This window comes from Alkalibacterium sp. s-m-28, assembly GCF_054658175.1.
Genome location: NZ_BAAGIQ010000012.1, coordinates 13,886 through 39,259 on the forward strand (window position 1 = coordinate 13,886; position 25,374 = coordinate 39,259).

Annotated in this window: 15 protein-coding genes and 1 pseudogene; 10 read left to right on the forward strand and 6 right to left on the reverse strand. The window is 41.3% G+C overall.

Going from position 1 to position 25,374, the window contains the following annotated elements; all coding sequences use genetic code 11:
• Window positions 1–5 precede the first annotated feature (5 nt).
• The 5 genes from ACYQ4S_RS03260 to ACYQ4S_RS03280 all read left to right on the forward strand — a co-directional run bounded on the left by ACYQ4S_RS03260 (window position 6) and on the right by ACYQ4S_RS03280 (window position 8,307).
• The gene (locus ACYQ4S_RS03260) at window positions 6–1,391 is read left to right on the forward strand and encodes a glycoside hydrolase family 1 protein (protein ID WP_459769322.1); all 1,386 of its coding nucleotides are present in this window, start codon (window positions 6–8) and stop codon (window positions 1,389–1,391) included.
• Window positions 1,392–1,481: 90 nt separating this feature from the next.
• On the forward strand, window positions 1,482–3,422 hold the full coding sequence (locus tag ACYQ4S_RS03265; protein ID WP_459769324.1) for a BglG family transcription antiterminator: 1,941 nt from the start codon (window positions 1,482–1,484) through the stop codon (window positions 3,420–3,422).
• 410 nt (window positions 3,423–3,832) lie between these two features.
• Window positions 3,833–5,293 carry a DUF5050 domain-containing protein gene (locus ACYQ4S_RS03270; protein ID WP_459769326.1) on the forward strand — a complete coding sequence of 487 codons (1,461 nt, stop codon included), beginning with the start codon at window positions 3,833–3,835 and terminating at the stop codon, window positions 5,291–5,293.
• Window positions 5,294–5,359: 66 nt separating this feature from the next.
• Window positions 5,360–5,878 (forward strand): hypothetical protein, encoded by a 519-nt coding sequence (locus tag ACYQ4S_RS03275; protein ID WP_459769328.1) that lies wholly within the window; start codon window positions 5,360–5,362, stop codon window positions 5,876–5,878.
• A gap of 518 nt (window positions 5,879–6,396) precedes the next feature.
• Window positions 6,397–8,307, forward strand: coding sequence for an endonuclease MutS2 (locus tag ACYQ4S_RS03280; RefSeq protein ID WP_459769330.1), 1,911 nt, complete (start codon window positions 6,397–6,399; stop codon window positions 8,305–8,307).
• 194 nt (window positions 8,308–8,501) lie between these two features.
• Here ACYQ4S_RS03280 and ACYQ4S_RS03285 read toward each other — a convergent pair whose 3' ends face one another.
• Window positions 8,502–10,424: a right-handed parallel beta-helix repeat-containing protein gene (locus tag ACYQ4S_RS03285; protein WP_459769332.1), complete on the reverse strand. Its 1,923-nt coding sequence runs from the start codon at window positions 10,422–10,424 to the stop codon at window positions 8,502–8,504.
• Window positions 10,425–10,623: 199 nt separating this feature from the next.
• On the opposite strand from ACYQ4S_RS03285, the gene spxB reads away from it, so the two are divergent.
• The 5 genes from spxB to ACYQ4S_RS03310 all read left to right on the forward strand — a co-directional run bounded on the left by spxB (window position 10,624) and on the right by ACYQ4S_RS03310 (window position 20,966).
• On the forward strand, window positions 10,624–12,462 hold the full coding sequence (gene spxB, locus ACYQ4S_RS03290) for a pyruvate oxidase (protein ID WP_459769333.1): 1,839 nt from the start codon (window positions 10,624–10,626) through the stop codon (window positions 12,460–12,462).
• Between the two features lie 391 nt (window positions 12,463–12,853).
• Window positions 12,854–14,353 (forward strand): TIGR02677 family protein, encoded by a 1,500-nt coding sequence (locus ACYQ4S_RS03295; protein ID WP_459769335.1) that lies wholly within the window; start codon window positions 12,854–12,856, stop codon window positions 14,351–14,353.
• The gene (locus ACYQ4S_RS03300) at window positions 14,346–15,515 is read left to right on the forward strand and encodes a TIGR02678 family protein (RefSeq protein ID WP_459769337.1); all 1,170 of its coding nucleotides are present in this window, start codon (window positions 14,346–14,348) and stop codon (window positions 15,513–15,515) included. The genes ACYQ4S_RS03295 and ACYQ4S_RS03300 overlap by 8 nt, the downstream gene beginning before the upstream one ends.
• On the forward strand, window positions 15,515–19,672 hold the full coding sequence (locus ACYQ4S_RS03305; protein WP_459769344.1) for a TIGR02680 family protein: 4,158 nt from the start codon (window positions 15,515–15,517) through the stop codon (window positions 19,670–19,672). Before ACYQ4S_RS03300 ends, ACYQ4S_RS03305 begins: the two co-directional genes overlap by 1 nt.
• Entirely contained in the window at window positions 19,665–20,966 is a 1,302-nt protein-coding gene (locus ACYQ4S_RS03310) for a TIGR02679 family protein (RefSeq protein ID WP_459769339.1), read from the forward strand. The genes ACYQ4S_RS03305 and ACYQ4S_RS03310 overlap by 8 nt, the downstream gene beginning before the upstream one ends.
• A 372-nt stretch (window positions 20,967–21,338) precedes the next feature.
• Here the strand turns inward: ACYQ4S_RS03310 and ACYQ4S_RS03315 are convergent, their stop codons facing one another.
• From ACYQ4S_RS03315 to ACYQ4S_RS03335, 5 genes and pseudogenes are all read right to left on the reverse strand, one after another.
• Window positions 21,339–21,521, reverse strand: a complete 183-nt coding sequence (locus ACYQ4S_RS03315; RefSeq protein WP_346023679.1) for a hypothetical protein — start codon at window positions 21,519–21,521, stop codon at window positions 21,339–21,341.
• Window positions 21,518–21,754: pseudogene (locus ACYQ4S_RS03320) on the reverse strand (ATP-binding protein); the annotation flags it as partial. The gene ACYQ4S_RS03315 and the pseudogene ACYQ4S_RS03320, both read right to left, overlap by 4 nt.
• Window positions 21,755–21,875: 121 nt before the next feature.
• Window positions 21,876–22,895, reverse strand: coding sequence for a site-specific integrase (locus ACYQ4S_RS03325; RefSeq protein WP_459769341.1), 1,020 nt, complete (start codon window positions 22,893–22,895; stop codon window positions 21,876–21,878).
• Complete coding sequence (locus tag ACYQ4S_RS03330; protein WP_459769342.1) at window positions 22,882–23,877, reverse strand: tyrosine-type recombinase/integrase; 996 nt, start codon at window positions 23,875–23,877, stop codon at window positions 22,882–22,884. The genes ACYQ4S_RS03325 and ACYQ4S_RS03330 overlap by 14 nt, the downstream gene beginning before the upstream one ends.
• Complete coding sequence (locus ACYQ4S_RS03335) at window positions 23,874–25,076, reverse strand: site-specific integrase (protein WP_346023671.1); 1,203 nt, start codon at window positions 25,074–25,076, stop codon at window positions 23,874–23,876. Before ACYQ4S_RS03335 ends, ACYQ4S_RS03330 begins: the two co-directional genes overlap by 4 nt.
• Window positions 25,077–25,374: the final 298 nt, after the last annotated feature.

The following is a 25,374-nucleotide window of genomic DNA, read 5'->3' on the forward strand; positions in this document are numbered from 1 at the left end:
TTAACATGACAGTAGAATATCAGTTTCCGGAAGGCTTCTGGTGGGGCAGTGCCGCATCAGCGACACAAATGGAAGGCAGCAGAAATGGTGTATCAGGTGAGACGATCTGGGACCACTGGTTTGAAAATGAACCGAACCGATTCTTTGACGGTGTAGGGCCACATCAGACTTCCGACTTTTACAACCGATATAAAGAAGACATCCGGAACATGAAAAAAATCGGTCATAATACGTTCCGACTGTCTCTTTCATGGGCGCGTCTGATCCCTGGTGGTCAGGGTGAAGTGAATCAGGAAGCCGTATCTTTTTACAGTAATGTCATCGACGAACTGCTGGCTAATGATATTGAGCCCTTCGTTAACCTTTTCCATTTTGACATGCCGATCGAGATGCAGAATAAAGGCGGATGGGAAAGCAGAGAAGTCATTGCTGCGTATGTCGACTATGCAAAAATTGCTTTCGACCTCTTCGGAGACCGAGTAAAGACATGGTTTACCTTCAATGAACCGATCGTGCCTGTGGAAGGCGGCTATCTTTATGATTTCCATTATCCGAATGTGGTTGATGCCAGACGCGCCATCCAAGTGGCCTACCATACAATGATTGCACATGCTAAAGTGGTGGAACTCTATCATCAGGAACAGGACGGGAAGATAGGGATCGTTTTGAATCTGACCCCTTCATATCCACGCAGTCAGAATCCGGCAGATCTGAAAGCTTCTCACATCTGTGACTTGTTCTTCAATAGAAGTTTCCTTGATCCGGCTGTTAAAGGGGAATACCCGGAAGACCTGATCAGTCTGCTTGAAGAACACGGTCATCTTCCTGAGACTCAGCCTGAAGACAAGGACTTGCTTAAAAACAATATTGTTGACCTGCTGGGTGTAAATTACTATCAGCCGCGCCGTGTAAAAGCCAAAGATCACCTGCCTAATCCCTATTCACCTTTCATGCCGGACTGGTTCTTCGATAACTATGAGATGCCCGGCCGAAAAATGAATCCGTATAGAGGATGGGAGATTTACGAAAAAGGTATTTATGATATAATGATTAATCTAAGGGATAATTATGGAAACATTGAATCGTTCATTTCTGAAAACGGGATGGGTGTTCAAGATGAAGACCGTTTCCTTAAAGACGGTCGTATCGAAGACGATTACCGTATTGACTTTATCAGTGGCCACCTGAAATGGCTACACAAAGCTTCTCAAGAAGGTTGTAATGTGAAAGGCTATCATTTATGGACCTTTATGGATAACTGGTCATGGATGAACGCTTATAAGAACAGATATGGATTTTACTCTGTAGACATTGAAACAGGGGAGCGCACAGCCAAGAAGAGTGCGTCCTGGTTTGCAGACGTATCAAAACGGAACGGCTTTAACGCCTAACTCACACACCAAGCGTAGCGATGGAGATTGCTGCGCTTTTGTGTGTATGCAGACAATTGTCAAATACTACCATTGAAAGGAGTGAAGCCTTTGGAATCACGCGCCGATCGCATATTGAAAGAGCTGATGGGATCCGACCGTCCACTGACCGGCAGTTATCTAGCAAGCAAGCTGGAAGTGACGTCTCGCACAATCAGAGAAGACATTAAAGCGTTGAATGATGAGCTGGCCGGTCACGGGGCAGAAATTATAGCCAAACGTGGCAGAGGGTATGATCTGATCATTGAAGACAGTGCATCGTTCCGATCATTTTTAAACGAGCTGATTCAGTCAGACGCTTCAGAAGAATCGATCCCGACGACACCCGACAGCCGGATCTACTATATGTTGAAACGCCTGCTGTTGTCTGAATCGTATATCAAAGCAGATGATCTTGCAGAAGAAATGCATGTATCAAAATCAACGCTTCAAAGCGACTTGAAAATCCTGCGCAGCATTTTCGAGAAACATGATCTTCAGATTGACAGTAAGCCCAACTACGGCATGATTCTCACAGGATCGGAGCTGAATCGCCGCTTTGCGATGTCCGAGTATCTGTTCAACAGGAACAGCTCATCTCCAGATCTGATCTGGATGGATCAGCTGGCACAGATCGTTGGCTTGTCCAATGATAAGCTGAACGAGGTATGGGTCGTTCTGCTGGATGAACTGAGAGAAAATCAGATCACACTGTCAGACATTGCGATCAATAATCTGTTCGTTCATATCAGTATCGCTTATAAGCGGATCATAGAAGGCCATCATGTGGCCCTTGTTCAGCAGGAAATTCAGGACATCGAAATGAAAAAGGAATTTACTGTAGCTAAGCAGCTGATCGGTAAAATCGAAGAGACTTTAGGAGTGGATTTTCCGAAAGTTGAAATTATTTATATTGCGATACATTTGTTGGGAACAAAACTGGTCACAGAAAACCAACTTCTTACAAATGATGTCCAGCAAATCATGGATGAAACGATCATTAGCCTGACCGATAAAATGCTCCATGCTGTTGAAGACCGCTATGCACTTGGGATCAGTGAAGACGAGGAACTTAAACTGGGACTTGGGCTTCATCTGAAACCGGCCATGAACCGCTACAAATTCAATATGAACATTAGAAACCCTATGCTGGAAGACATCAAGAATAATTATCCGCTGGCATTTGAAGCGGGCATCATCGCTTCTCTAGCCCTTAACGAAGAATTAGGAGTGTCGATCGATGAAAATGAAGTCGCCTATATCGCCCTGCACATAGGCGCAGCGATAGAACGGAAGAAAGTCCAGAACCGGCCGAAAACCTGTTATATTGTCTGTGCTTCCGGTGTCGGCAGCGCACAGTTGATCCGATACCGGGTGGAAGCAGAGTTCCGATCGTTGATCAAAGTTCTTGGAGTGACTGAGTTTTATAAGGTCAAGGACATCCCGTTTGAGGACACAGATTTCATTATCAGTTCGGTACCAATCAAAGAGACACTTCCTGTGCCGGTCATCGAAGTAAACGCGATTCTTGGAAGTAAGGATCTCATCAGGATTGACCAGTTCGTTTCTTCCAATAAAGATAAAGTACTGGACTATCTGCCTGAGCGTAATGTTTTTCTAAATAAGTCGCTCAACTCTCAAAAAGAGGTCATCGATTTTCTGGCAGCACACGCTTCTCAAGTCGACAGTCTGCCTGATCATTACAAGCAGCTGATTTATGATCGTGAGGAAATCGCACCGACGGCATATGGAAATCTGATCGCTGTGCCGCGCCCGATTTCGCCACAGTCAAAACAGACTTTCCTGACAATCTGCACTTTAAAGCGGCCGATCGACTGGGGCGAACGGAAAATACAGTTTGTCTGCCTTTTGAACGTCAAGAAAGACAGCCAGGAGAACCTTCAGGACTTGTATGATATACTGGGACGCATCGTTAATGACTCCGCCTTGATCCATCGGCTGTTATCAGCTCGATCGTACCAGGAGTTTACCAGTTATCTTATTACTGACTGATCACGAATAGAAATACCGGGCTTGCCAGGCTGCTGGTGAGATTTTAGAAGGGGATCGAGCGTAATAAAGTTCAGTTAGCAAAACGTTTCTAAACTACATTCTGCAGCTCTTATAATGCACTTCGATTACATTCAGTCTGTCTGAATTGCATTGTTCAAAGATGCAGTGAAGTTCAGATGGACATTTAGGTTTTGAACTACAGTCTATACCTACCAGAATCCACTTCAGAGTATAGAGGAAATCTTAACTAAACTTACTATGTCTGAGGAACTACAATTAGCGACAAGATTTTCTTCCAAACCTTCATTTAGTCCTTCAGCCCCATTTAACATAAGAGCGCCTTCTGATATAATGAATGAAATTAATAAGCATTTATATATCAGTTTTTTTTAGAAGGAGGGATACAGGTCATGTCTAAAGTTGATAAAACGATTAATTTCTTAAACCTGGCCATAAGAGCAGGGCTGTTTCTGTTTCTGCCGGGGTATTTTCTAATCAATCTAGCGTTTCAAGGTCTTTTCAACAGCACTTTACCGATGACATTAGCCACATCAATCAGTTATCTTGCACTATGCGTCAAATTACTTCATGATAACTATAAACAGATAGACCAGTACATATCACTGAGTAATAGAGAGAACCTTGACAACTACATAAGAAATGGGGAATGGGAAGAGTTTGACCGGCACGACAATACGTTGGTTGTCCGACCTAGATTTGATTCACCCTTCAGATTTATGATTAATGACAAGGTAACGATCTCGTATAATGACAGGCGAATTAAATTGACTGGACCATTGAAATACGTGGAGATGGTGGAACAGTCGGTCACAGGATCTAAGGATGAAAGCAAACATGAATGGACCTCAATGATCTGGAAAGTTGTTGTCTTCACCGTCGTATCCTTTCCGTTCTTGAGCGAATCCAGACTGATGTTCAACATCAATATCCTTCGTCACAACGTATCAGCCGACAATAATGAGGCTGAAGTGGTAGAGCACGAGGGGGCAGGCAGTACGCCTCAGAACATCAACAATCAGGGAGTGGCGGTGGAACATGAAGAGGATATCTTCTATATTCATAATTATCAGTCACTGATCAGAACCAGTCAGGACCTTGAATTTGAACGTTTATTAAATGCCTCTGAAGAATCGGTCACATTATCTGATTTGAATATTGCTGGAGACTGGTTGTATTACACAGCTGGACATGAAATTAGAAGAGTGCGTCTGGACGGATCGGACCGGGAAACTTTATATGATATCGGATATGCCATGAATTTGAACGTGATGAATGGCCGCCTGTATTTTATTGATTACTCCGGGAATAATAACTTATTTAGTATGACTTTGAATGGACAGGATCTTAAGCGCATAGCCGATATTGAAGCTATGGATCTGACCGTCTATGAAGATGAACTGCTAGTCAGTACTTTTGACCAGGTCATGCGATTCAGCCTTGACGGCAGCGAGAGTGAAACAATTATTGAAGAATATGCTTCCAATCTTCTGCGGTTTAATGATCATTACTACTACATCGATTCCGAAGGCTATCTGACGAAGCAGTCCGTTCATTCCTCAACTCGTCGTGTACGGACCCGAGTACTTGAGCGGCCAGTCGACCGGTATACACTAACTGATGATGCCTTAATTTACGTTCAGGACAGCCTGGTCTATTCCAATGTGGATCGTGGACTCTTTATCTCAGGTCATGATGGAGGAACTAAAACCCGGATCCATCCCTATGGAAATATTCATAACCTGACGATTATTGAAGATCACCTCTTGTTTACACTGGTAAATGACTATTCAGATAATACCATCATGAGTTATAATCTTACGAGCGGTGAGCTGATTGAGCTGTACGATTAATTATTCCCGTTTGCTTAGATTCAGTAAGCGATCTTTGTAAATAATAGGAAAGTAAGGTGACGACCCATGTCAGATAAACACTGCCCATATCGCGGACAAGCGGAAGCGGAAGAAAATAGTGGAGAAACGCAAGCTGCCAGTAAATATATCTGCCAGGTGTGTGGCCAGTCTTTTGGTGGGGCTAAGGACAGTCCGGAACTGCATTGTGACGAAGTCTTTTTTTCTCATGGTGGCTTTTTCTCCGGTTACCAGTCCATTAGAATAGAAGATAGGGACGGCTATGCAGACTTGACTGTTTCACCACCTTTCAGCAAAACAGAAGGCGGTGACGTGCGCTTCAGGATCATGCTAAGTGAATGGATGACTATAAAAAAGACTCTGTTTTATGATTTGTTCGTACTCGACTGGAAAGATGAATACAATGACTCTGCTATTCTTGACGGAACGCAGTGGGAACTCAAACTGACTTTCGATAACAGGGAAAGTGTGAAATCTGTCGGGTCGAATGACTTTCCGGCTCTATTCGACGAGCTGACAGAGCTATTCACTCCTTACTTCGACCAAGGTGCTTTTGAAAGAGACTAAATATATTTATAAATATTATACAGACGATGGAGCATAAACTTCATCGTTTTTTGTACATAATTTATTCACAATAATGGGGAGTATATGAATCAATAAATGCATCAGGTCGTTTATGATATTTCAAAATAAACAGAAACATACGTCCTTATTATTATTTTTTATAATTTTAATCTGAGAAATTATAATATTAATTAAGGAGCAGCATATGTTTTTACGTAAAATATTGACAGATCAGACCGTGCTTGCTATAGTACAGATGGAAATAACTAAGATCCAGTTGAACGGAGATAATTTTGTGAGTGTAAAAGGTATCTAACCCAGTAAGTTGAATAGCCAGAAAAACCCGTACCATTAAGGTTTATTTGGCATGCTTATTAAGTGATACCTGTCGAACCCTATAGAATATCAATTCTAAGACGATAGTATGACTGCTGTCGTCTTTTTGTGTACCCAAATATAATATTCAGCGATCTTATTATTTCCTGTACAGGTATCTCTTTCACGAAAGGAAGAGAAGAATGATCGACAATAAAACACTGACAAACCTCCAGTTCAACCAGATTAGACAAGAGGTTAAAACCTATGCCATCGGTGATTATACCAAGGCAATTATAGACAACACTACTCCTGACACAACCCTTCAGACAGTAGAAACGAAGCTCCAGGAAACCACTGAGGCACGGCTCATCATCGACAGCGGCCAGCACGTGCCGTTCATGGGGCTGACTCAGATCAAGCGGCTGATGGACCATGTGACGAAAGGCATGCTCCTGACACCTGAAGAACTGACAGAGGTCGCGGATTTCCTCAGAAGTAACCGGATGATCCAGACTTTCTTTGAAAAAAATCAGTACCAGACTCCGCTGCTATACAGCTACTCCAAAGGGCTGACCAGCTTCATGCGAATCGAAGACACAATCTATCAGAAGATTCATCATCAGAGCATTGCCGACGAGGCCTCAAGCAATCTGAAGAAAATCAGAAAGCACATCGGTGACAAAGAGAAAGAAATTGAAACGAGACTGACTAAGTTCCTGTCCAGCTCAACGAATCGGTCGATGATTCAGGACAGTCTGATTGTCAATAAAAATGGACACTACACGATTCCAGTTAAATCATCTTATAAGAACAAGATTTCAGGAAACATCGTGGATCAGTCAAGCAAAGGGACGACCGTTTATATTGAGCCGTCTGCAGTGACCAAACTGAATGAACAGATTGCATTGCTTAAGGCTCAAGAGCAGGCGGAGGAGTATCAGATCCTTGCTGAGCTGACCGGAACCCTCTTTGAGGCGGAACAAGCCATCAATGAAGCAATTGAACTGGTCACACTTCTTGATACCCTATTCGCAAGGGCAAAATATAGCCGATCGATTGACGGTATAACCCCTAGCGTGAACAAAGAGGAACGAATCAAGATCAGAAAAGGTCGTCATCCATTAATCAAAGGAGAGAGTGTGCCGCTGGATTTTGAACTGGGCACGACCTACCGTGGACTGGTCATTACTGGTGCCAACGCCGGGGGCAAGACTGTCGTATTAAAAACAGTCGGCCTCCTGACTCTTATGACGATGTTCGGCCTGCAGATTCCTGCCACAGAAGGAACAGAGATCGCCGTCATGAACAAGATCTTTGTAGATATCGGAGATCAGCAGGCAATCGAAAATGCCTTAAGCACCTTTTCCGGTCACATGAAAAACATTTCTGAAATTATGACAAAAGTCGGGCGTCACACTCTGGTGCTGTTAGATGAACTAGGGAGTGGAACTGAACCAAATGAAGGAGCTTCTCTGGCAATCGCGATTATGGAGACCTTGTACAAACAAGGTGCACTGGTTGTAACAACGACCCACTACGGGGAAATCAAGCAGTTCGCAACCGATCATGAAGACATCCTTCCCGCCGCTATGGCCTTCGACAGGGAGACTCTGACGCCTAAATATATTTTAAGAGTAGGGGAAGTGGGGGAGAGCCAGGCTTTATGGATCGCCAGAAAAATGGCCATGCCGGACAAGCTGATCAATAAGGCGGCTCTATATATTCAGAACAAATCCTACTCTACTGAGAAACAGTCTTTCAAACCAGCCAGCCAGAAGCAAACAGGTTCAGCTAGACTGGAACCATCGCTGCGCTTTCAGAAAGGGGACCGTGTGCTCCTGACAGACCGGGACACCATCGGGCTCGTGTATTCAGACGAGGGAGAGCAGACACTTCAAGTGTTTGTGGAAGACGAGATCCATGAGGTCAGGCGTAAACGTGTAACACTGAACGCTCGAGCCAGTCAACTTTATCCGGACGGGTACGACTTGGACGGCCTGTTCACCGACTACCACGTCAGAAAACGGGAAAGAGACCTGGAGCGCGGGTCGAAAAGAGCGCATAAAGCACTGGATAAAGAGATGCGGAACAGACGAATGAATAAGTCGTGAAGACACATAGATGAAGGAAAGAGCACCAGTCGACTTGGACTGATGCTCTTTTTTGTAGCTAAATTGTTGTCTAGTTTCACGTGCCAGCCTTTCGAGAAAAAGATAAATTTACCCATTGCGCAGTATGCTCATTCGGGGTAAATTTCCTATTTTCTTGTCAAGGCTGAACGGCGCGTGAAACTTTTCTATTCAATTTAGCCCCAGATCTTAACGCGGTTATGTCCGCTTTTCAGTTCTGAGATTGGGCCCAGTACAGAATCGCCGTCTTTGACCTTGCCTAATAGGTCAGTGTTGATGATGACGTCACTTCCGTCCGGATTTTCGTATTCAGCGTCAGCCAGACGGACACGTTCAAGTGTCTGAGTGGAGTGAACGCCGCCAAGCAGATTCTCAAATCCTTCAGGCAGATCGATTTCAAGGTAGACCTCATTGCCTTCTTCAGTGATCTTGATGTCTGGATTATGACCGGACACCAGGTTGTTTTCTTCACGTTCAAACGGTTCAGCACCATTTAGGTAAACATTCTGATCGATGTAGACCGGCTGTTCAACGACATTGAATGCTTCGTGGTCACTGCCAGGCTGGTGATGTACATCATAAATGAATTCCTCAAGTGACGTCGTATAGCCTTTGTAGTGAGCTGTACCGACTTCTTCAAGTCCTTCGTCTCCAATGAAGATGTTATTGAACCAGCGGTCATCTCCGCCGTATACAGGGGCCATTCCTTTAAGATCTGTGCTGTGAGCCACATGGTAAGGAGTAGAGCGGTCCAGCATTTTGCGGTGTTCCATATGTCCTCTGACGATGTTGTTCACATAAGCTCCACCTTGCGCATGGTTGTCCAGAGCATAGTCGGCAGTTAGGATATTATGGTCGATCAGGAACGGTCCGCTGCTTACTTCTACAAAGATGTCTCGATTATTGCGGTAGAAGATGTTGCGGCTGACGCGTGTCCCCTGAAGCTGCCAGTCCAGCCATATGCCCAGTGAGCAGTCATGGATGCGGTTGTTGTGGATCTGTGTATCGATCGCCGCATGCAGCTTGATGCCGGCAATTTCATGACCCCAGAACTGACGCTTGACCGCAATATTGTAGATATGGTTGTCATAAATTTCACTGAAAATACAGCCAAGGTGACCGACTATACCATTCTGTCCGCAGTCATAGATCGTATTGTGACGGACAATGTGTGAACCGACAGTTTCCTTGCTCCAGCCTTTTTTATGGGCTTCAAATACCGTTTCGATCTGATAGTGGTAACCTGGTTTATCCTGACGCTTGGTGTAGTGGTTGTCACCAGTCGTGTTATCTTTACCTAAACTGATCGCACTGCATTTCGCATCGTGAATGATGTTGTTTTCGATGATCCAGCCTTTGCTCCAGTGCGGACCGATCAGTCCCGGCTGGTCAGCAGTCGGTGGCGTCCAAGGCGTCGCTGCCTGGGCCATTTCAAATCCTCTGACTGTGATGTAGTCCATACCTGTCTTGTCAGGGAAGAAGCAGCTCTTACGGACGTTGATTTCTGTCAGTTCCTCGTTCGGATCAAAGTCATGGAAGTTGGCATAGACAGTCGTTTCCGTTTCACCGACTTCGCCGTACCAGACATATTTCATCTGATCCTTGTCATGAACCGGAACAGTGGTACGCGTCCAGTGATCCACCACTTCAGAAGGGACGACCGGATCTTTAATATCGTCTAATGAGACAGCTTCATAAAAAGCTTTCCCGTTAACATAGACTTCACCTAAGTGACGGCCGGGGTTGTCGACGACCCAGTCGCCGTAAATTTCTTCCTTGAACGGATTGTAGTCACCAAAGAATTCATTTGGAAGCACGGCTTTCCAGACAGTTCCTTCAGTCTTTTCCCAGTTTTTAATCTGTTCAGATCCTTTGATGACGACTTTTTCACCTTCAGCTGCCTGATAGGTGATGCGTCTGTGGTTGCTTAATCCGGGATGCTGGGGCTTGACCCATTCACGGTATTCGCCTTCATGAACGATGACTGTGTCACCGGCTATTGCTACTGATGCTGCCTTGTTTATAGTCAGAAACGGTTCCGCTTCTGAGCCTTTTGCGCTATCTGATCCTTGTTTAGAAATATGATACACTGTTGCCATTTACATTCCTCCTAGTCATTATGTCTTATTATAGTCCTGACAGCGCAATCATAACAGACCATAAAAAGTGTTTAAGTGGACAATATTAGTGATTTTTACATCGTATTCTCCTCGCTATGCATAGTAGTCTTGATATACAAACAAGTGGAGTATAATTGAAAGTAGAGGTATTTACAAATCACAGGAGGATGATCGACTGATGACTAACAATACAGAGAAAATAGAAGCAGGCGTTGCCGCAGTGAAGGTGCTGGAAAGCTGGGGTGTCAAGCAGGTTTATGGCTTGCCCGCTGGATCGCTGAACTCGTGGATGGACGCATTGAAACATGAAGAGACGGCTATCGACTTCGTTCAGGTACGTCACGAGGAAGTCGGTGCACTGGCTGCTTCGATGCAATATAAATTCAGTGGAGAAATTGGTGTCGCATTAGGTTCTGGCGGACCTGGAGCAACGCATCTGATGAACGGGCTCTATGATGCCAGAGAAGATGGCGTGCCTATGCTGGCTATCATAGGACAGCGGGCTGAAAATGAAATCAACATGGATGCCTTTCAGGAAATGAACCATAACCCAGTGTTCGCAGACGTAGCCATCTACAATCGACGTGTAGCGTATCCGGAACAGCTTCCGAAAATCATCGATGAAGCGATTCGTACAGCCATTACCCGTAAAGGAGTCGCGGCTGTCGAAGTACCCGTGAGTTACGGCTGGGAAGAAATCGACCGGGAAGGCTGGTATTCTTCAGCAAATGCTCACCGGACACCTCCATATCCGATTCCTGAAGAGAAGGATATCGAAGAAGCGGCCAGAATACTGGAGAATGCGAAGCGGCCGGTCATTTATGCTGGAATCGGCACTCGTGGAAACGGTGACGCCGTCATGGATCTGTCCAGCAAACTGAAGGCACCCGTTGCGGTAACAGGAATCAATTATGACACCTTCCCGCATGATTTTGAAGCACTCTTAGGATCAGCCAACCGGGTCTCCAGAAAACCCGCAGTAGAAGTGTTCGACGAAGCGGACGTCGTCTTGTTCGCCGGCAGCAATTATCCCTTCACCGAAGTGACCGGTGTGTTCGATCACGTGGACAAATTCATTCAGATCGATATCGATCCTTACAAACTAGGGAAGAGACACCCAGTCGACGTTGCCATATTAGGCGATGCCGGGTCAGTCATTCGGTCCATTACAGATAAGATTTCCAAAAAACCGGAAAGCGCCTGGTACCGTGCTAACCTGAATAACATCAAGAACTGGTCTGCTTATATCGACAAGCTGGAAAACAAAAAGGATGGAAAGTTGCAGATTTATCAGGCTTACCAGGCCATCAACCAGGTAGCGGACGACGACGCCATCTATTCCATTGACGTAGGGAATACCACCCAGACATCCGTGCGTCACTTGAAGATGTCACCTAAGAACATGTGGCGCACGTCAGGTGTGTTTGCAACAATGGGTAATGGACTACCCGGTGCTATTTCCGCCAAGAAATCCTTCCCCGACAGACAGGTGTGGGATCTGACAGGAGACGGAGCCTTCTCAATGGTGATGCAGGATATCGTCACGTGTGTTCAGTACAATTTGCCAAGCATCCATGTCGTATTCTCAAATGAGGAGTATGCCTTCATCAAAGCCGAGCAGGAAGACACTAATCACTATTATTACGGCGTCGACTTCCAGTCCGTCGACTATGCGAAGATAGCCGAAGCTCAAGGCGCCGTTGGGCTGACCGTCAGTGAGATCAGCGATCTGCATGACGTCTTTCAGAAAGCTGTCGATCTAGAAAAATCCGGAAAGACTGTAGTCGTCAACGTGAAAATAAGCGACGACCGTCCGATACCGGCTGAAGCACTGGAGTTAGATCCAGCCTTATATTCAGAAGAAGAGATTCGAACATTTAAAGAACGCTACGAAGCAGAAGAACTTGTACCGTTCAGTCAGTTCCTGAAAGACGAAGGGATGGAATCATTCGTACAGCAGCGTCAAAGCAAATCTACACAGGACGACTCGAAGGTGGATACTGAGGAGCAGATTTGACCTAAAAAATAATAAAAACTATTGATTCCAAACCCTAATCTAGACAAGTGAGTACTTTAAAGACGTTCACTTGTCTAGGTGTTTTTTTGATATATGAGTAAAGTTATTGCCTAGACTTAATATAGAAAGTAGTAAATCCAAGTAAGTGAGTGCATTTTCTTAATCTAAGTGATTCAAAATAAATAAGTAACACGTAAAATATAAAATCATTGATTTTTACATATAGATAGACAAGTCAAATTTATAATATCAGGCACATTTACCGAACAAGTCCAATAAAGTAAAATTTACCTAAGCCAGATTATCTTCTTAATCTTCTTGTTCAATCGCTTAGGTAACTATGCTAAACTTAGTTTAAATAAATTGACTACGGCTAAAAAGGACTGTTGATATGGCGTTAAGCAAAGTGAAGGAAGCAACCTACCTGACTGCGGATAATCATGCGCGTTACCGGACGATTATGCGCTATTTTTATATCCAGCATGAGCGTATGAGGGAGTTTATTTTTCCTGAAGAAGTGATGACCCATGTAAAAAGTCAGGATGTTTTTTCCGATTATGATGAAGACAACCTGCATATCGATTTGAACCAGCTGGTTAAATGGGGAAATCTCACGCCTCGTCAGGAATTGGGTAATTCCAAAACAATTGACGAGTATAAGAAGAAGCGATTTCGTTATCAGCCCACTCCATATACCATTGAGTTCGAACGCATGCTGATTGAGATGGAGAACAAAGAGGACTCATTCGGTGGAGTGCTTGAGCGGACTCAGTTCAGTAGACTTTACAGCTACCTGCAGAGTTTGGAGCAGATTGTTCTGAAAAACAAACTGGTGACTGATGAAGAAGCGAATCAGTTATGGGAAGATATCCAAACATATTTCCGTCAGATTGTCGAGAATACCTCAGATTATATTGGATATATCAGCAGTGAAGAAGTGGAAGAACGAATGAAAACTGAAGAATTCTTGATTTACAAAGATAAATTTACTGCGTATTTAAGAGAATTTATCCGAGCTATGCAATCAACATCCGAACAAATCAGAGCCAAGCTGATTCTAATGACCACTGAAGATTTGTATCACTTTTTCGAACAGGTCTGGCGGCATAAAACGCAGGCAAGGCTTGAAGAAGTGGATGTGTCGCATGAAGCGAAACCTTTTGAGGAGTATTCTGGTCGTTGGCTCGCTATTCAATCGTGGTTCAGAGGGACACAGTCCTATGGTAAAAGTGAGTCAGAAATGCTTCTTGAACGGACCACTGATGCCATCAGAAAGATCACTCAAGTCGTTCAACGAATGGGTGAACGGAATCAGAATCTGAGAAGCAGACGAGAAGAATACCTTCATATGGCAGACTGGTTTAGTGAAATTGAGTCAATCAAAGATGCACACGAATTATATGCAGCAGCATTTGGATTTGATCATACTCGGCATTATTATATCGATCAGTATCCGACTGATGATTTATACACGGATATTTGGGAAATTGAGCCGATGATTCACACGACTAAACCGATGATTCGTACGTATCGTGAAAAGACTCGAGCTAATATGGTCATCGATCGTACTGAGGAAAGACTTAAGTCCAGACAAGTTTTCCTCAAAGAAAAAGAACTCGAGCGGGAATGGATTGAACAGTATATTAATGGACAAAAAATAGAACTCGATTCGATTGGTCGTGTTCAGCCAGCAGTGAGACAAATTTTCCTGAACTGGATAGGGAAAGCGATGGGTCATAAAGACCGAACCGTTCAAACTGACCTAGGAGTGAAAATCAAGCTTCATTTTAAAGAAGGCCGGATAACGTTAGATTCTGAAGATGGCAAAATCGATATGCCAAATGTCTGGTTCGAACTGATTGGAGAGAAAGGTGAGGCAGACTATGCTTGAAACAGGATTCACTGAACAACAGCAACATGCTTTAGGTCTGCTGTTTGAGAATTACTGGATATTGAGACAGGATAGTCCTTCTGACTACCAGCTTATCCGGGAAAATGAAAAAGCACTGAGACGATATATCTCAGAAAAGCTAGGCTATTCACTGATTATACACAAAGACTTTATCAAACTTGAAAAAGTACCGGTCGAACCTAAAAGCTGGATGGGCATTCAGGACTTTCAGCATCCAAGAGATTATGTTCTATTTTGCTGTGGACTGGCATATCTGGAGAATCGATCAGTCGAAGACCAGTTTCTTTTATCTGAACTGGCAAAAGAACTGGAGGAAAGCTACCCTGGTTTAATAAAAATCGACTGGACGAATTATCAGCATCGTCAATCTCTGGTACGAGTGCTTAAGAAAATGGTCGAATTGAACTGTATCCGTGAAGTGGACAGCTATTCCGGTGGAGTAGAAGAATTTGCTCGTTCTGAAGAACAAGAAGTGCTGTATCAAGGAACCATTTATTCTCGTTATTACATGCGGAATCACTTAAGGACACTGAAAAGTTGTCAGACTATAGAAGATATTCTGACAATGGACTGGGAACGTAGTCAGGAAGATATCCGAAGAAAGCGTGTCTACCGTCAACTGTTCATAGAACCAGTTCTCTACCGTAAAGAACAAGATGATGAAGATTTCGACTATATCAGACGCTATCGTAATCGTGTAAGGGAAGATATAGAAGAACATTCACCATTTGAATTACAAGTAACGAAAAATGCAGCTATGCTGACTCTTCCTGAGCAGAAACAGCAATATGAATCGTATCCTGACAGAAAAGCGCTATCCCTGCTTAGCCTGCATGTTCAAAGTTTTTTACGTGACCGTCTCGATCAGTTTGAGATCAGTTCTTTTGGAGAAATCAGACTGACTCGTGCTCAATTTGAAGTAATCATCGAAAACGTCAGTTCAGAGTTCAAACTAGGCTGGAGCATAGAATATAGAGAAAAAAGCAGCTTAAAGAAAACAGCAGAAGATGTACTGGAACACCTAATCGAGTGGTCTTTTGCTCGCATAGAAGAAGAGACGGGTCTCATTATATTTATGGCAGCCATTGCACGTATGAAAGGGCAGTACCCAGATGACTTTAAGGAGGAAGCTAGCGAGTGATGAAAAGTGAAAACAAATGGGAAGTCAACCGAGCCGGACTATTTAACTACTGGTACTATGAGGATGAAGTGTTTGACTTTGCGGACGGAAAGCTTCTTTTGAGAGGAAATAATGGGGCGGGAAAATCTGTAACCATGCAGAGTTTCTTACCTGTCTTACTTGATGGATCGACTCGACCAGAAAGACTTGACCCATTCGGATCCAGAGCCCGTCGAATGGAAGATTATCTATTAGGAGAAAAAGAAGTAACGGGTCTGGAGGAGCGCACAGGTTACTTGTATATGGAATTTAAAAGACAGGAGACTGATCAGTACATAACCATAGGAATTGGACTGAAAGCAAGACGAGGAGCCCAACTTACTTTTTGGGGATTCGTTATCACAGATAACCGACGCATCGGTATAGATTTTTCTTTATACTCCGAAGAAACACATGAAGGGAAAAAAGTAAAAATCCCACTATCAAAAATTCAAATGCGTAATCTGCTGGATGATGGAGGCGAACTGGTAGACACGAAAGGGGACTATGCCAGTCTCGTGAACCAGTATATTTTCGGATATGAAACCATCGAAGAATACGAGGATTTAATCAAGCTCCTTATTCAACTGCGTAGCCCTAAACTCTCAAAGGATTTCAGACCGACTGTCATTTATGACATTCTTGAAGAAGCTTTACCTCCTTTATCTGACGATGACTTACGCCACTTGTCTGACACGATTGAACAGATGGATCAGACGAAGCAGCAGCTCGAACAGCTGAATCGTGAATACCATGCGGTTTCTGCGCTCAATAAAGTCTATACACAATACAATCAGAAAGTACTGTATGAGCAGGCTAATGGATTAAAAACAGCTTCTGATAATTTAAAACAAGAGGAAGCTGCGCTTAACTATAAAAAGACAGAAAAAAATAATCTGGATAACAATATTAATCAATTAGAAGAAGATATTTTAAAACATGAATTAGACAAGCAAGCAGCCGAAAAGCAACGTCAGCGATTATCACAGCACAAGGTATGGAATTTAGAAACTGAACGTCGGGAAAAGACCGATGACTTAAACAAGGAAACGGGTCGGTTAAAAGATGCTCAATCACGTCTGGATATTGCTCGAAAAAAAGAATATAGCGCCCGGGAACAACGCGATGCTATAGAACTAAAAAGTCGAAAACAGGAAAATGAGTTGACTGATTTGAATGAGGATTTATCTTCCAGTGCAAGCGAGGCAGCTTTTGAAGAATCGCATAACATTCACTCCAGTGATTTCATGGAACAGTACAAATCACTATTTCCTTTTGATGCATGGGAAAAGCAGGCGGAAGATCACCTTGCTCAGCTCGAAGAGATTGCAGAGAAATTGAGTGCCTTGGACAGGTTAAGAGATTCATTTGAATCAAAAGATCGTCACTTAGGAGAAGTTAAGTATCAGAAAGATACTTTGCGCATAGAAGAACAGGACTGGAATGACTGGTTCCGGGAAGAAAAGAATAAACAGCTGGACTCTATATACAGCTGGGTTCAAGACGCTTCTTATTTATCTGTACCTGAAGAAACCATGCAGAACGTTTCACGGGCAATGCAACATTTGTATGAAGACTACCGCTATGACGATATTCGTGAACCTGTTCGTGAAACTGTTCATCAGTACGAGTCGGTAAAACGAGAAGACCTTGCTAATCTGAAAGTAAAGATTAATTCTCAGAAAGAACGACTTGAAGAACTCACGATTGAATTAAATGAGTGGAAGAACAAGAAAGATCCGGATCCTCAGACTCCACCTTTAAGTAAGGCATTTCGTGAAAAACTCATCAACGAAGGTGTTTCAGCTGTACCTTTATACAATGCGGTCGAATTCAGACCCGAGATTGATGAGGAGACTCAGAAAAGAATCGAAGCAGCATTACTGGAATCTGGACTTCTGGATGCTCTGATAACTGATAAAGCAGTCGACGTCCAGCATGACCGCATTCTCACACCTAATCCGCAAATCATGGCCTATACTTTAGCAGATATTTTAAAGCCTGACTTAGATGATAATGCTACGTTATCAAATGAACAGGTTGATCAGATTCTCAGAAGTATCCTTATTGATGAATCCAATCGTGAAGCACTTTCTATATCAGAAAAAGGGTATTATTCGATTGGCCTTATGACGGGTCATGCCATTCCTGTGGAGTCCGTTCGTTTTATAGGTAAGAATGCCCGTAAAAGATATAGAGACAGTCAGATCGAACAACTGAATGTATTGATTGAAAATGAAAAAGTTCAACTGAAGGATTATAAAGATAAACAAACTGCTATAGAGCATGATATAGACATTGCCAGACAAGCCTTCCGCCAGTTTCCTAATGATAAAGATTTAGCGGAAGGATATAAGCAGCTCACATCTGTGCAGCATAAGATTTCACAGGTAACCATCCAGATTGACATGTTGTCAGAAGAAGTAAAGACAATTGGGGCTGAACTAAAAACTCAAAACCAGCTGCTTATTCAACAAACCCGTTCATTCACTCTTCCTTTAGCTCTAATTGCTTATCAGGAGGCCGTTAAAGTTATGCGCCTGTATGAAAAAGGACTTGGTGAACTGAAACGCATGCACATGCAAATACTCAATAGTCAAGAGCGTCATAAAGACATTTCAGCCAGACTGGAAGAACTGGAAGACGAGATAATAAGACACAAGGGGGAGATTAATACCTATCAGCCTCAAGTAGACCGCCTGAAAAAAGATATTGAGTATATCAATCAGCAGATCGAACAAGAAGGAATCAGTGATATTCGTAAACAAATTCAAGAAACCATTGATACCATGGATAAATTAGACCGTTTAATTATTGAAAAAAGGAAAGAACATACGTCTAAATCTAAGGATATAGAATATGTCGAGAAAAACATTCAGGAGTATGAGGTCAGTCTGACATTTTGGAATAATCTGATGGAAGCCTGGAAGAATTCCTTTTCTAATGAATGGTCTAAAACCCTTCATGATTTCACTGATTTTGCAGACCTTTCTTTAGCAGATAAAGCACAAAAAGTGCTGGAAGCTTACACAACAATGGAAAATCAGGACCTGTCGGTTTTAAATGGACGTTTATCTCGTGTAAGGAACGATCAGCTGGATAACCTGATTGAATTTAGTCCTACACAGAGAACTGATCGCTTGCCCGTTCCTGACTGGATGCAATTAGAAGTACAGAGGCCTGAGTTCGAAATCATGGTGAAAGATTGGCAGCGTGCCTCACAGAGAGAAGTCATTGAATATTTGTATCAGGCTAAAAAAGTCAGTCCCTATACTGTTGAAAAAGAGTTGTCTGCATTGAAAGAGCGACAACAAGTGTATCTGGATGAACAGGATAAACGCCTATATGAAGAAATACTGTTCCAGTCTGTTGGACATAAACTTCGCTCAAGAATAGGACGAGCGGAACGCTGGGTAGAAGAAATGAAAGAATTAATGAAGTCACGAAACGATTCCTCCGGTTTGATGTTCTCCATAAAATGGAAACCAAGAACAGCGGAAACCGAAGACGAATTGGACACCAGAGAGTTAGTCAACCTGCTCAGACAAAAATCAGAACTGTTGAATGATGATGATATTGACAAAGTGACTAGACATTTTAGAACAAAAATCGAACGAGCTAAGGGAATAATGAATGATTCAACTGAACTTCAAACCCTCCTTCAAGTGCTGAAACAAGTGCTGGATTATCGCAGATGGTTCTCATTCGAATTGAGTTTTCAGAGAACAGGAGACGACAGAAAACGTCCTTTGACAGATAATCAGTTTTATAAGTTCAGTGGGGGAGAAAAAGCACGAGCGATGTACATTCCGCTATTCATTGCTACTTATTCAAGGTATAAAGAAGCGGATAGTACAGCGCCTTATCTGATTTCCCTTGATGAAGCCTTTGCTGGAGTGGACGATAGAAATATTGCTGATCTATTCGAAGTTGTTGAAGAGTTAAATTTCAACTATATCATTAATTCACAAGTTTTATGGGGAGATTACCCAACCGTTTCACACCTAGCAATAAGTGAACTCTTTCGACCTCAAAATGCGGATCACGTCGCAGTCATCCGCTATTTATGGGACGGGAGAAAACGCACATTGGTAACTGATGAGAGTGGTGAAAGCGAAGAAGGTGAGTCGGATGAGTAAGCAAGATCATCAGTCGATTCAGTATTTCAAAGCACATGCACTCTATAAAAAACTGTTTTCCGAATTCAAAAAGAAGTATGAATCCTTAGGTAAAACAGGCGGGAGTGTGTCCTTGATTCAATTCTCGGATAACGAGATTGAAGAATTAGCTGAGTTTTTGGGATTAAGACCTGATATCCTTTTGAAAAAGAGAAGAGTAACCTTACTTCAGTTTGAAAAACAGCTTAAAAAATATAAGTTTGATGATTTAGAATTACGGCAATTACTTGAATTATATTTTGGTGAAAGCCTTATTTCAAATAGCCAAAGGCAGGAACAACGGGCTCTTGAGCTGCAGTCCTACCTAAATCATTTAAAAATGAACTATTCGTCTGCAGAGATTTGGCTTGATTATCTGGAAGGGAAATCTTCAGATAGTTACTGGATATACAGATTGATGGAAGAATCTTATGATGATTTTGAATCGTACGTTGACATCCTAGATAGGGTCTTGCAGAACATTCCGGAAAACCCTATTAGACTGCCAGTCTTTGCCCAGCAAATGACTGGCAATCCCCATGCATTTGATCGGAACCAGAATCTTGGGAGGCTGTTGATTCACGTGCTGACTGTACGAGAAGCCAGGTATGACCATGAAAAGGTGGTTATTCCGACAACCAGTGAAGGTATCAATGAACTGCTTTTGACGTATAATATCTTAAGAGACGATATTGCTAATTATGTAACTGTAGCTAACCTTATGGCAGATACAGACAGTCCTAAGAAAGAGTTCTGGAAAATAGCTTGTGACACGAGGGTAGTCCAGAATGTGCCTATCCGTGAACTGATTCACCTCGACAGTCTCTATCCCTCTAATCATAAAAAAGATGTATGGATCGTCGAAAACTCTGGAGTCTTTTCCAGCATACTGGATGCCGTCCCTGAAGCTCCCTTAATTTGTACACACGGACAATTTAAATTGGCATCCTGGAAGTGTTTTGATCTGCTAGTTAAGAATGGCATCAGACTTCATTATTCTAGTGACCTGGATCCTGAAGGGATAGGGATGGCGCAACGATTATTAAATCGCTACCCTGACTTCGTAGAATTGTGGGAAATGACTATATTATCATACGAAAACTCAATTTCCATAGGAGATTCACTGACCGAAGCACGACTGAAAAAACTGAATGCTATTACCAATCCAGATTTGCTGGCTATCAAGCATGAAATGAATCAAAACAAAGCCCCTGGTTACCAGGAAGCTCTATTGGATGATATGATTGAGGTTTTACAAAAGAATTTAAAGTACTAATATAAAGGTGAAATCTGGTCAATCCAGATTATCGTTATAGCTTTTTAAGGGTCATACCATATCTGAAAATGGAGTTCAAGAGGCTAAGGCGTTTTGAACTTCATTTTTTATGTATAGAATGCATTTCAAACGAGAAAGGTCTCTAAACTTCATCTAAAATATGAACAACGAACCTCAATCCCTGTTAGAAGTGATATTTTTATTATGTTATTATAATATTAACCATATAAATAAGTTCTTTGTATACACTGTTGAGTATTGCGGACAGAAAGAACCACTTGTGCGGAGTTTAGAGCCAGTAATTGCGAGACATAGAGCCACTCAATGCGGATAAAAAGGCCACTGATATTTTACTCATCAGTGGCCTTTTGTCTATTCTTCTAGCCCATTATCTATAATGGATATTGCTAATTTCACCATATCATTTTCCGGCGGTAACTCATCCTCAAGATAGAAAGGGACTAATAAATTCTCTATTTCCATCATAATTTCATCTGGTAAATAACGGTGAAAAAAATAACGAGCAAGTCTATCTTCCACTTCTGAAGGAATCATTTCACTGCCCTCAATCCATGTCTCTCACGCATAGAGACCTCTCCATCGATCAGAATACTGTAAGAATCATGCACAATACGATCAAGGATTGCATCTGCGACGAGAGCTTCACCGAGTTTCTCATACCATCCTTCAGGGGCTGTCTGTGAACAAAAAATAGTAGAAGCTGTCTTCAAACGAGATTCTATGATTTCAAATAAAGTTAAGGCATGTTCTTCTGGTAATGCCGTTAATAACCATTCATCTTATGAGAAGTAATTAATTATGTTAAGTTAAGCGATGAAATATTAGTTTCACCGCTTAACCAAGGAATTATCTTTACATAATTAAATCTACTTATTTATACTTTTTAATCTAAATAAATTCTTTCAGCCAATTTAACAAACTTTCTTTTTTATCTTCGCTTAATACTTCTTCAGGAAGAATATTCTTGCTCGCTGTTTCAATTGCTTTCCGTTTAATCTCAGGGTTGGCTTTTGCATATATTTCAGTTGTAGAAATAGATGCATGTCCTAAAAAATCTCGAATATAAATTAAATTTACATTGGCTTCCAGTAAGTGCATCGCTTTACTATGCCTTAAGGCATGTGGCGAAATTTTTGATGGAAATAGATCAGGGTTATCTTTACGAGCTGCTTCATAATGTTTCTTTAAAATATAAGTTATACCGGCACGACTAAGTTTTTTGTGCTGTTTGTTGAAAAAAATGGGAGTTGTAACACTCTTTTCATTACTTAGCTGGTAGCTATCTAAATATGATTCCATAATAGCTACAGTCTGAGCTGTAATTGGTATCACGCGAACTTTTTGTCCTTTTCCTATCAGTGTGACAGTCGCTGGAGAAGACAGTCTCAAATCGGAAGCCTTTAAATCAATAATTTCCTGAACTCTTGCGCCAGTATCGTATAAAAGTGTGAGAATAGCTAAATCTCTTTTTCCTCTTATTGTTTTTCGGTTTGGAGCATCCAACAGTTTTCGTATTGCATCAATTGACAAGTAAGTCATCTGTTCTATATTCGACACTTTCTTTGCCTTTATTGAAAAGACAGAATTACAAACGTCCAAATATTCTGGCACTTCAGTTTGAAGAAAACGAAAATAGGAATGAAAAGCTGCAAGTCTTTGGTTCCTTGTTCTGACGGAATATCTCTTCTCATCTATTAGCCAATTCAAAAAAGTCTCAATCAAATCTTTGTTTATTTCTTTTAGTGTCAATTTTTCCGGTTTTAAATTAAGAACTTCCGTACAATATCTTAAAAAGATAGTGAATGTATCGCGATATGCTTTAACTGTATTTTCGCTATAGTCCATTTTTGAAGGAATGTATCGAAGAAAGTATATCGACAAATATTTCCCGAAATTATAATCGTTCATTTTCTTGCACCTCCGGAAAAACATCCTGATACATTTCTTCAGTTGAATTAATAATATTACCGTAGGTATCGCTCGTCATTCGCAGATACTGTTCTGTACTTTCAACATCTCGGTGTCCCATATAGGTCTGAAGGATAGGAAGAAAAGAATAAATATCTTGTCCTTCATTAATCATTTTTTCTAAAGAGTGTACTGCAAAGGTATGACGTAAATCATGTATCCGAGGTTTTACTGATTCATCAGTTATTATTTCAGCGTCACGTAATATTCTTCTGAAGCCACTCAAAATTGAGCCACTATTATATTTTCGCCCGTCTGGAGCAGGATAAAAATATCCTTCCGTACTCATATCAAATGCCATGTTTTTAACATAGTGTTGACCATAAATCCTTAGGGTTTCCGTCATAGGAACAAAACGAGTGATGTTATTTTTTCCTTTACTTACTGTAATCACACCATCTTTTAGATTAATATCTGTTTTCTGCAGAGTCAGTGCTTCATTAATTCGTAATCCGCACCCATATAACATTCGTAAGAGCATTGGATAAATGAGGTGAGCATATTTACTGTTCCCTGAGAATTTCAACTGATCAACTATCGACCAGATTCGTGTAATTTCATCATGAGTAAAAATATACGGGATAAAATTATCTCTTTGTTTTACAAACTCATTTTTAGGGAAAACGTAAAAATTAAAGCCTAACATATTCATGAACAGAGCAAATTGACGAATGGTACTCATTCTTTGATGTTGTGTTTTAGTAGATTCATTGTCTCTTTTACTTACATATTCTTCTACCATATTCTTAGTAAGAATTGGTTTTTTAAGTCCTGATTTTTTAAAAAAATTGTCGACTTGTCTTAATCTGTAATAAGAAGACACTTGGAATTTATACCCTAGCCCTATCTTATATTCAACATACATTGAACAATAAGTAGCAAAAGGGCCATCAAACGTGTACTTTTTGTTTGTTTCTATCATAGAGGCACCTCCAATCCCGCCATGCGAAGTTGATTGATATCGATACGGAGATATTCCATTGTCGTATTTGAGTTTTCATGACCCAATATTCCTGAAATAACAGGTAATGGTATGTTTTCTTGTAAAAGATTACTTGCTAAACTGTGTCTCATTGCATGAAGACCACGTTTTCTATCTTTAACATCAATTTTGGCAAGAACTAAATACTTATTGATAACACTCCAAAATACATTGCCTTTTTCAAAACGCCCATAAGGCGTTCTATGTCTAATAAAAATGTGGGGGTCGTCACTTACTGGTCGGCCATTCTTCAAATAATCAATTAATGCGTATTTTAAACCTTCGCTTAATGGTAACTGCAAAGAGTTTTTTGTTTTACCTTGAATTATTTCAATTTTTTCTAAGTGCCATTTAATATCATTTAGCTTCAAGTCTCTGATGTCTCCAGCTCTCATACCTAGCTGAATCGCTAATATCAAAATGAGATAGTCACGCCGCCCGATGGCTGTATTTCGATCTACATGAGAGAGAATAGTTTGAATTTCATGATTTGTGTAATATGAGGGTAGTTTTTCAAGTTTATTTGATCGAATAATCAGAAAAAAATGGGATAATTGGTGAGTATTATAATTGTTTGTGGTTAAAAAATTAAAGAAGCTTTTTAAAGTATGCAGAATAGTAACTTTTGTAGATGTTGCATAATTCCTTAATGAATCGATATAAATTAAGATAATTTTTGATTGTACATTTGAGATTTTAGTAATCCCATTTGTCTCAAGAAAATGAAGGAATTGCATGATGTTAAACTTTTTCCCCTCAATAGTCTTATCTGATAAGTCTGATTTCTTTAAGAATTCTATATAATCCTTAAGGATTTCAAAATAGCAAGGTGGTACTTGAAGACCTTTACGATGATAACATTTATTAACCGGCTCTCCCTTAGAAATACTATTTAAGACTTTTATAGAGCGAACAGCAAATCTTTGATATGGCGTTAAATTTGAATCAAAATCGATTTTATAATGATTCATAAGAAAACTATATCCAAAATCAATAGTGAAATCATAAGTGTTATTCAATATTGCGTACTTTTTAAAGCAGTTCCAGCAACTTTTATAACGAATTTTTGTCCCTTCTGAATAACCCATATCTTCCAAATAGATGCTTGCCTCCCTGATTAAATTTTCAATAGTATCCATTATTTCTTCCTCCTCTCGTATAATAAGTTTGTAGTTAAGAATTGTTCTTAACTCGTATAATAAGTTTGTAGTTAAGAATTGTTCTTAACTTAGTTAATTGATTAACTGTTTGAAAGAATGGAGCTTTCTCCCCCATGGGGGAGAAAAATTTCAAAAAGTCGCTTTTGATGTTCCATTCACTTTAGTTCTTTGATAATTAAATATCTTGGTTATCGCTTGGTCATTCCGTGCTGTTTCTGTGTAAAATAGAACTAGATGGAAGATGGTTCTAAATGGGATGAAGCTTTCCCCTCCTTGT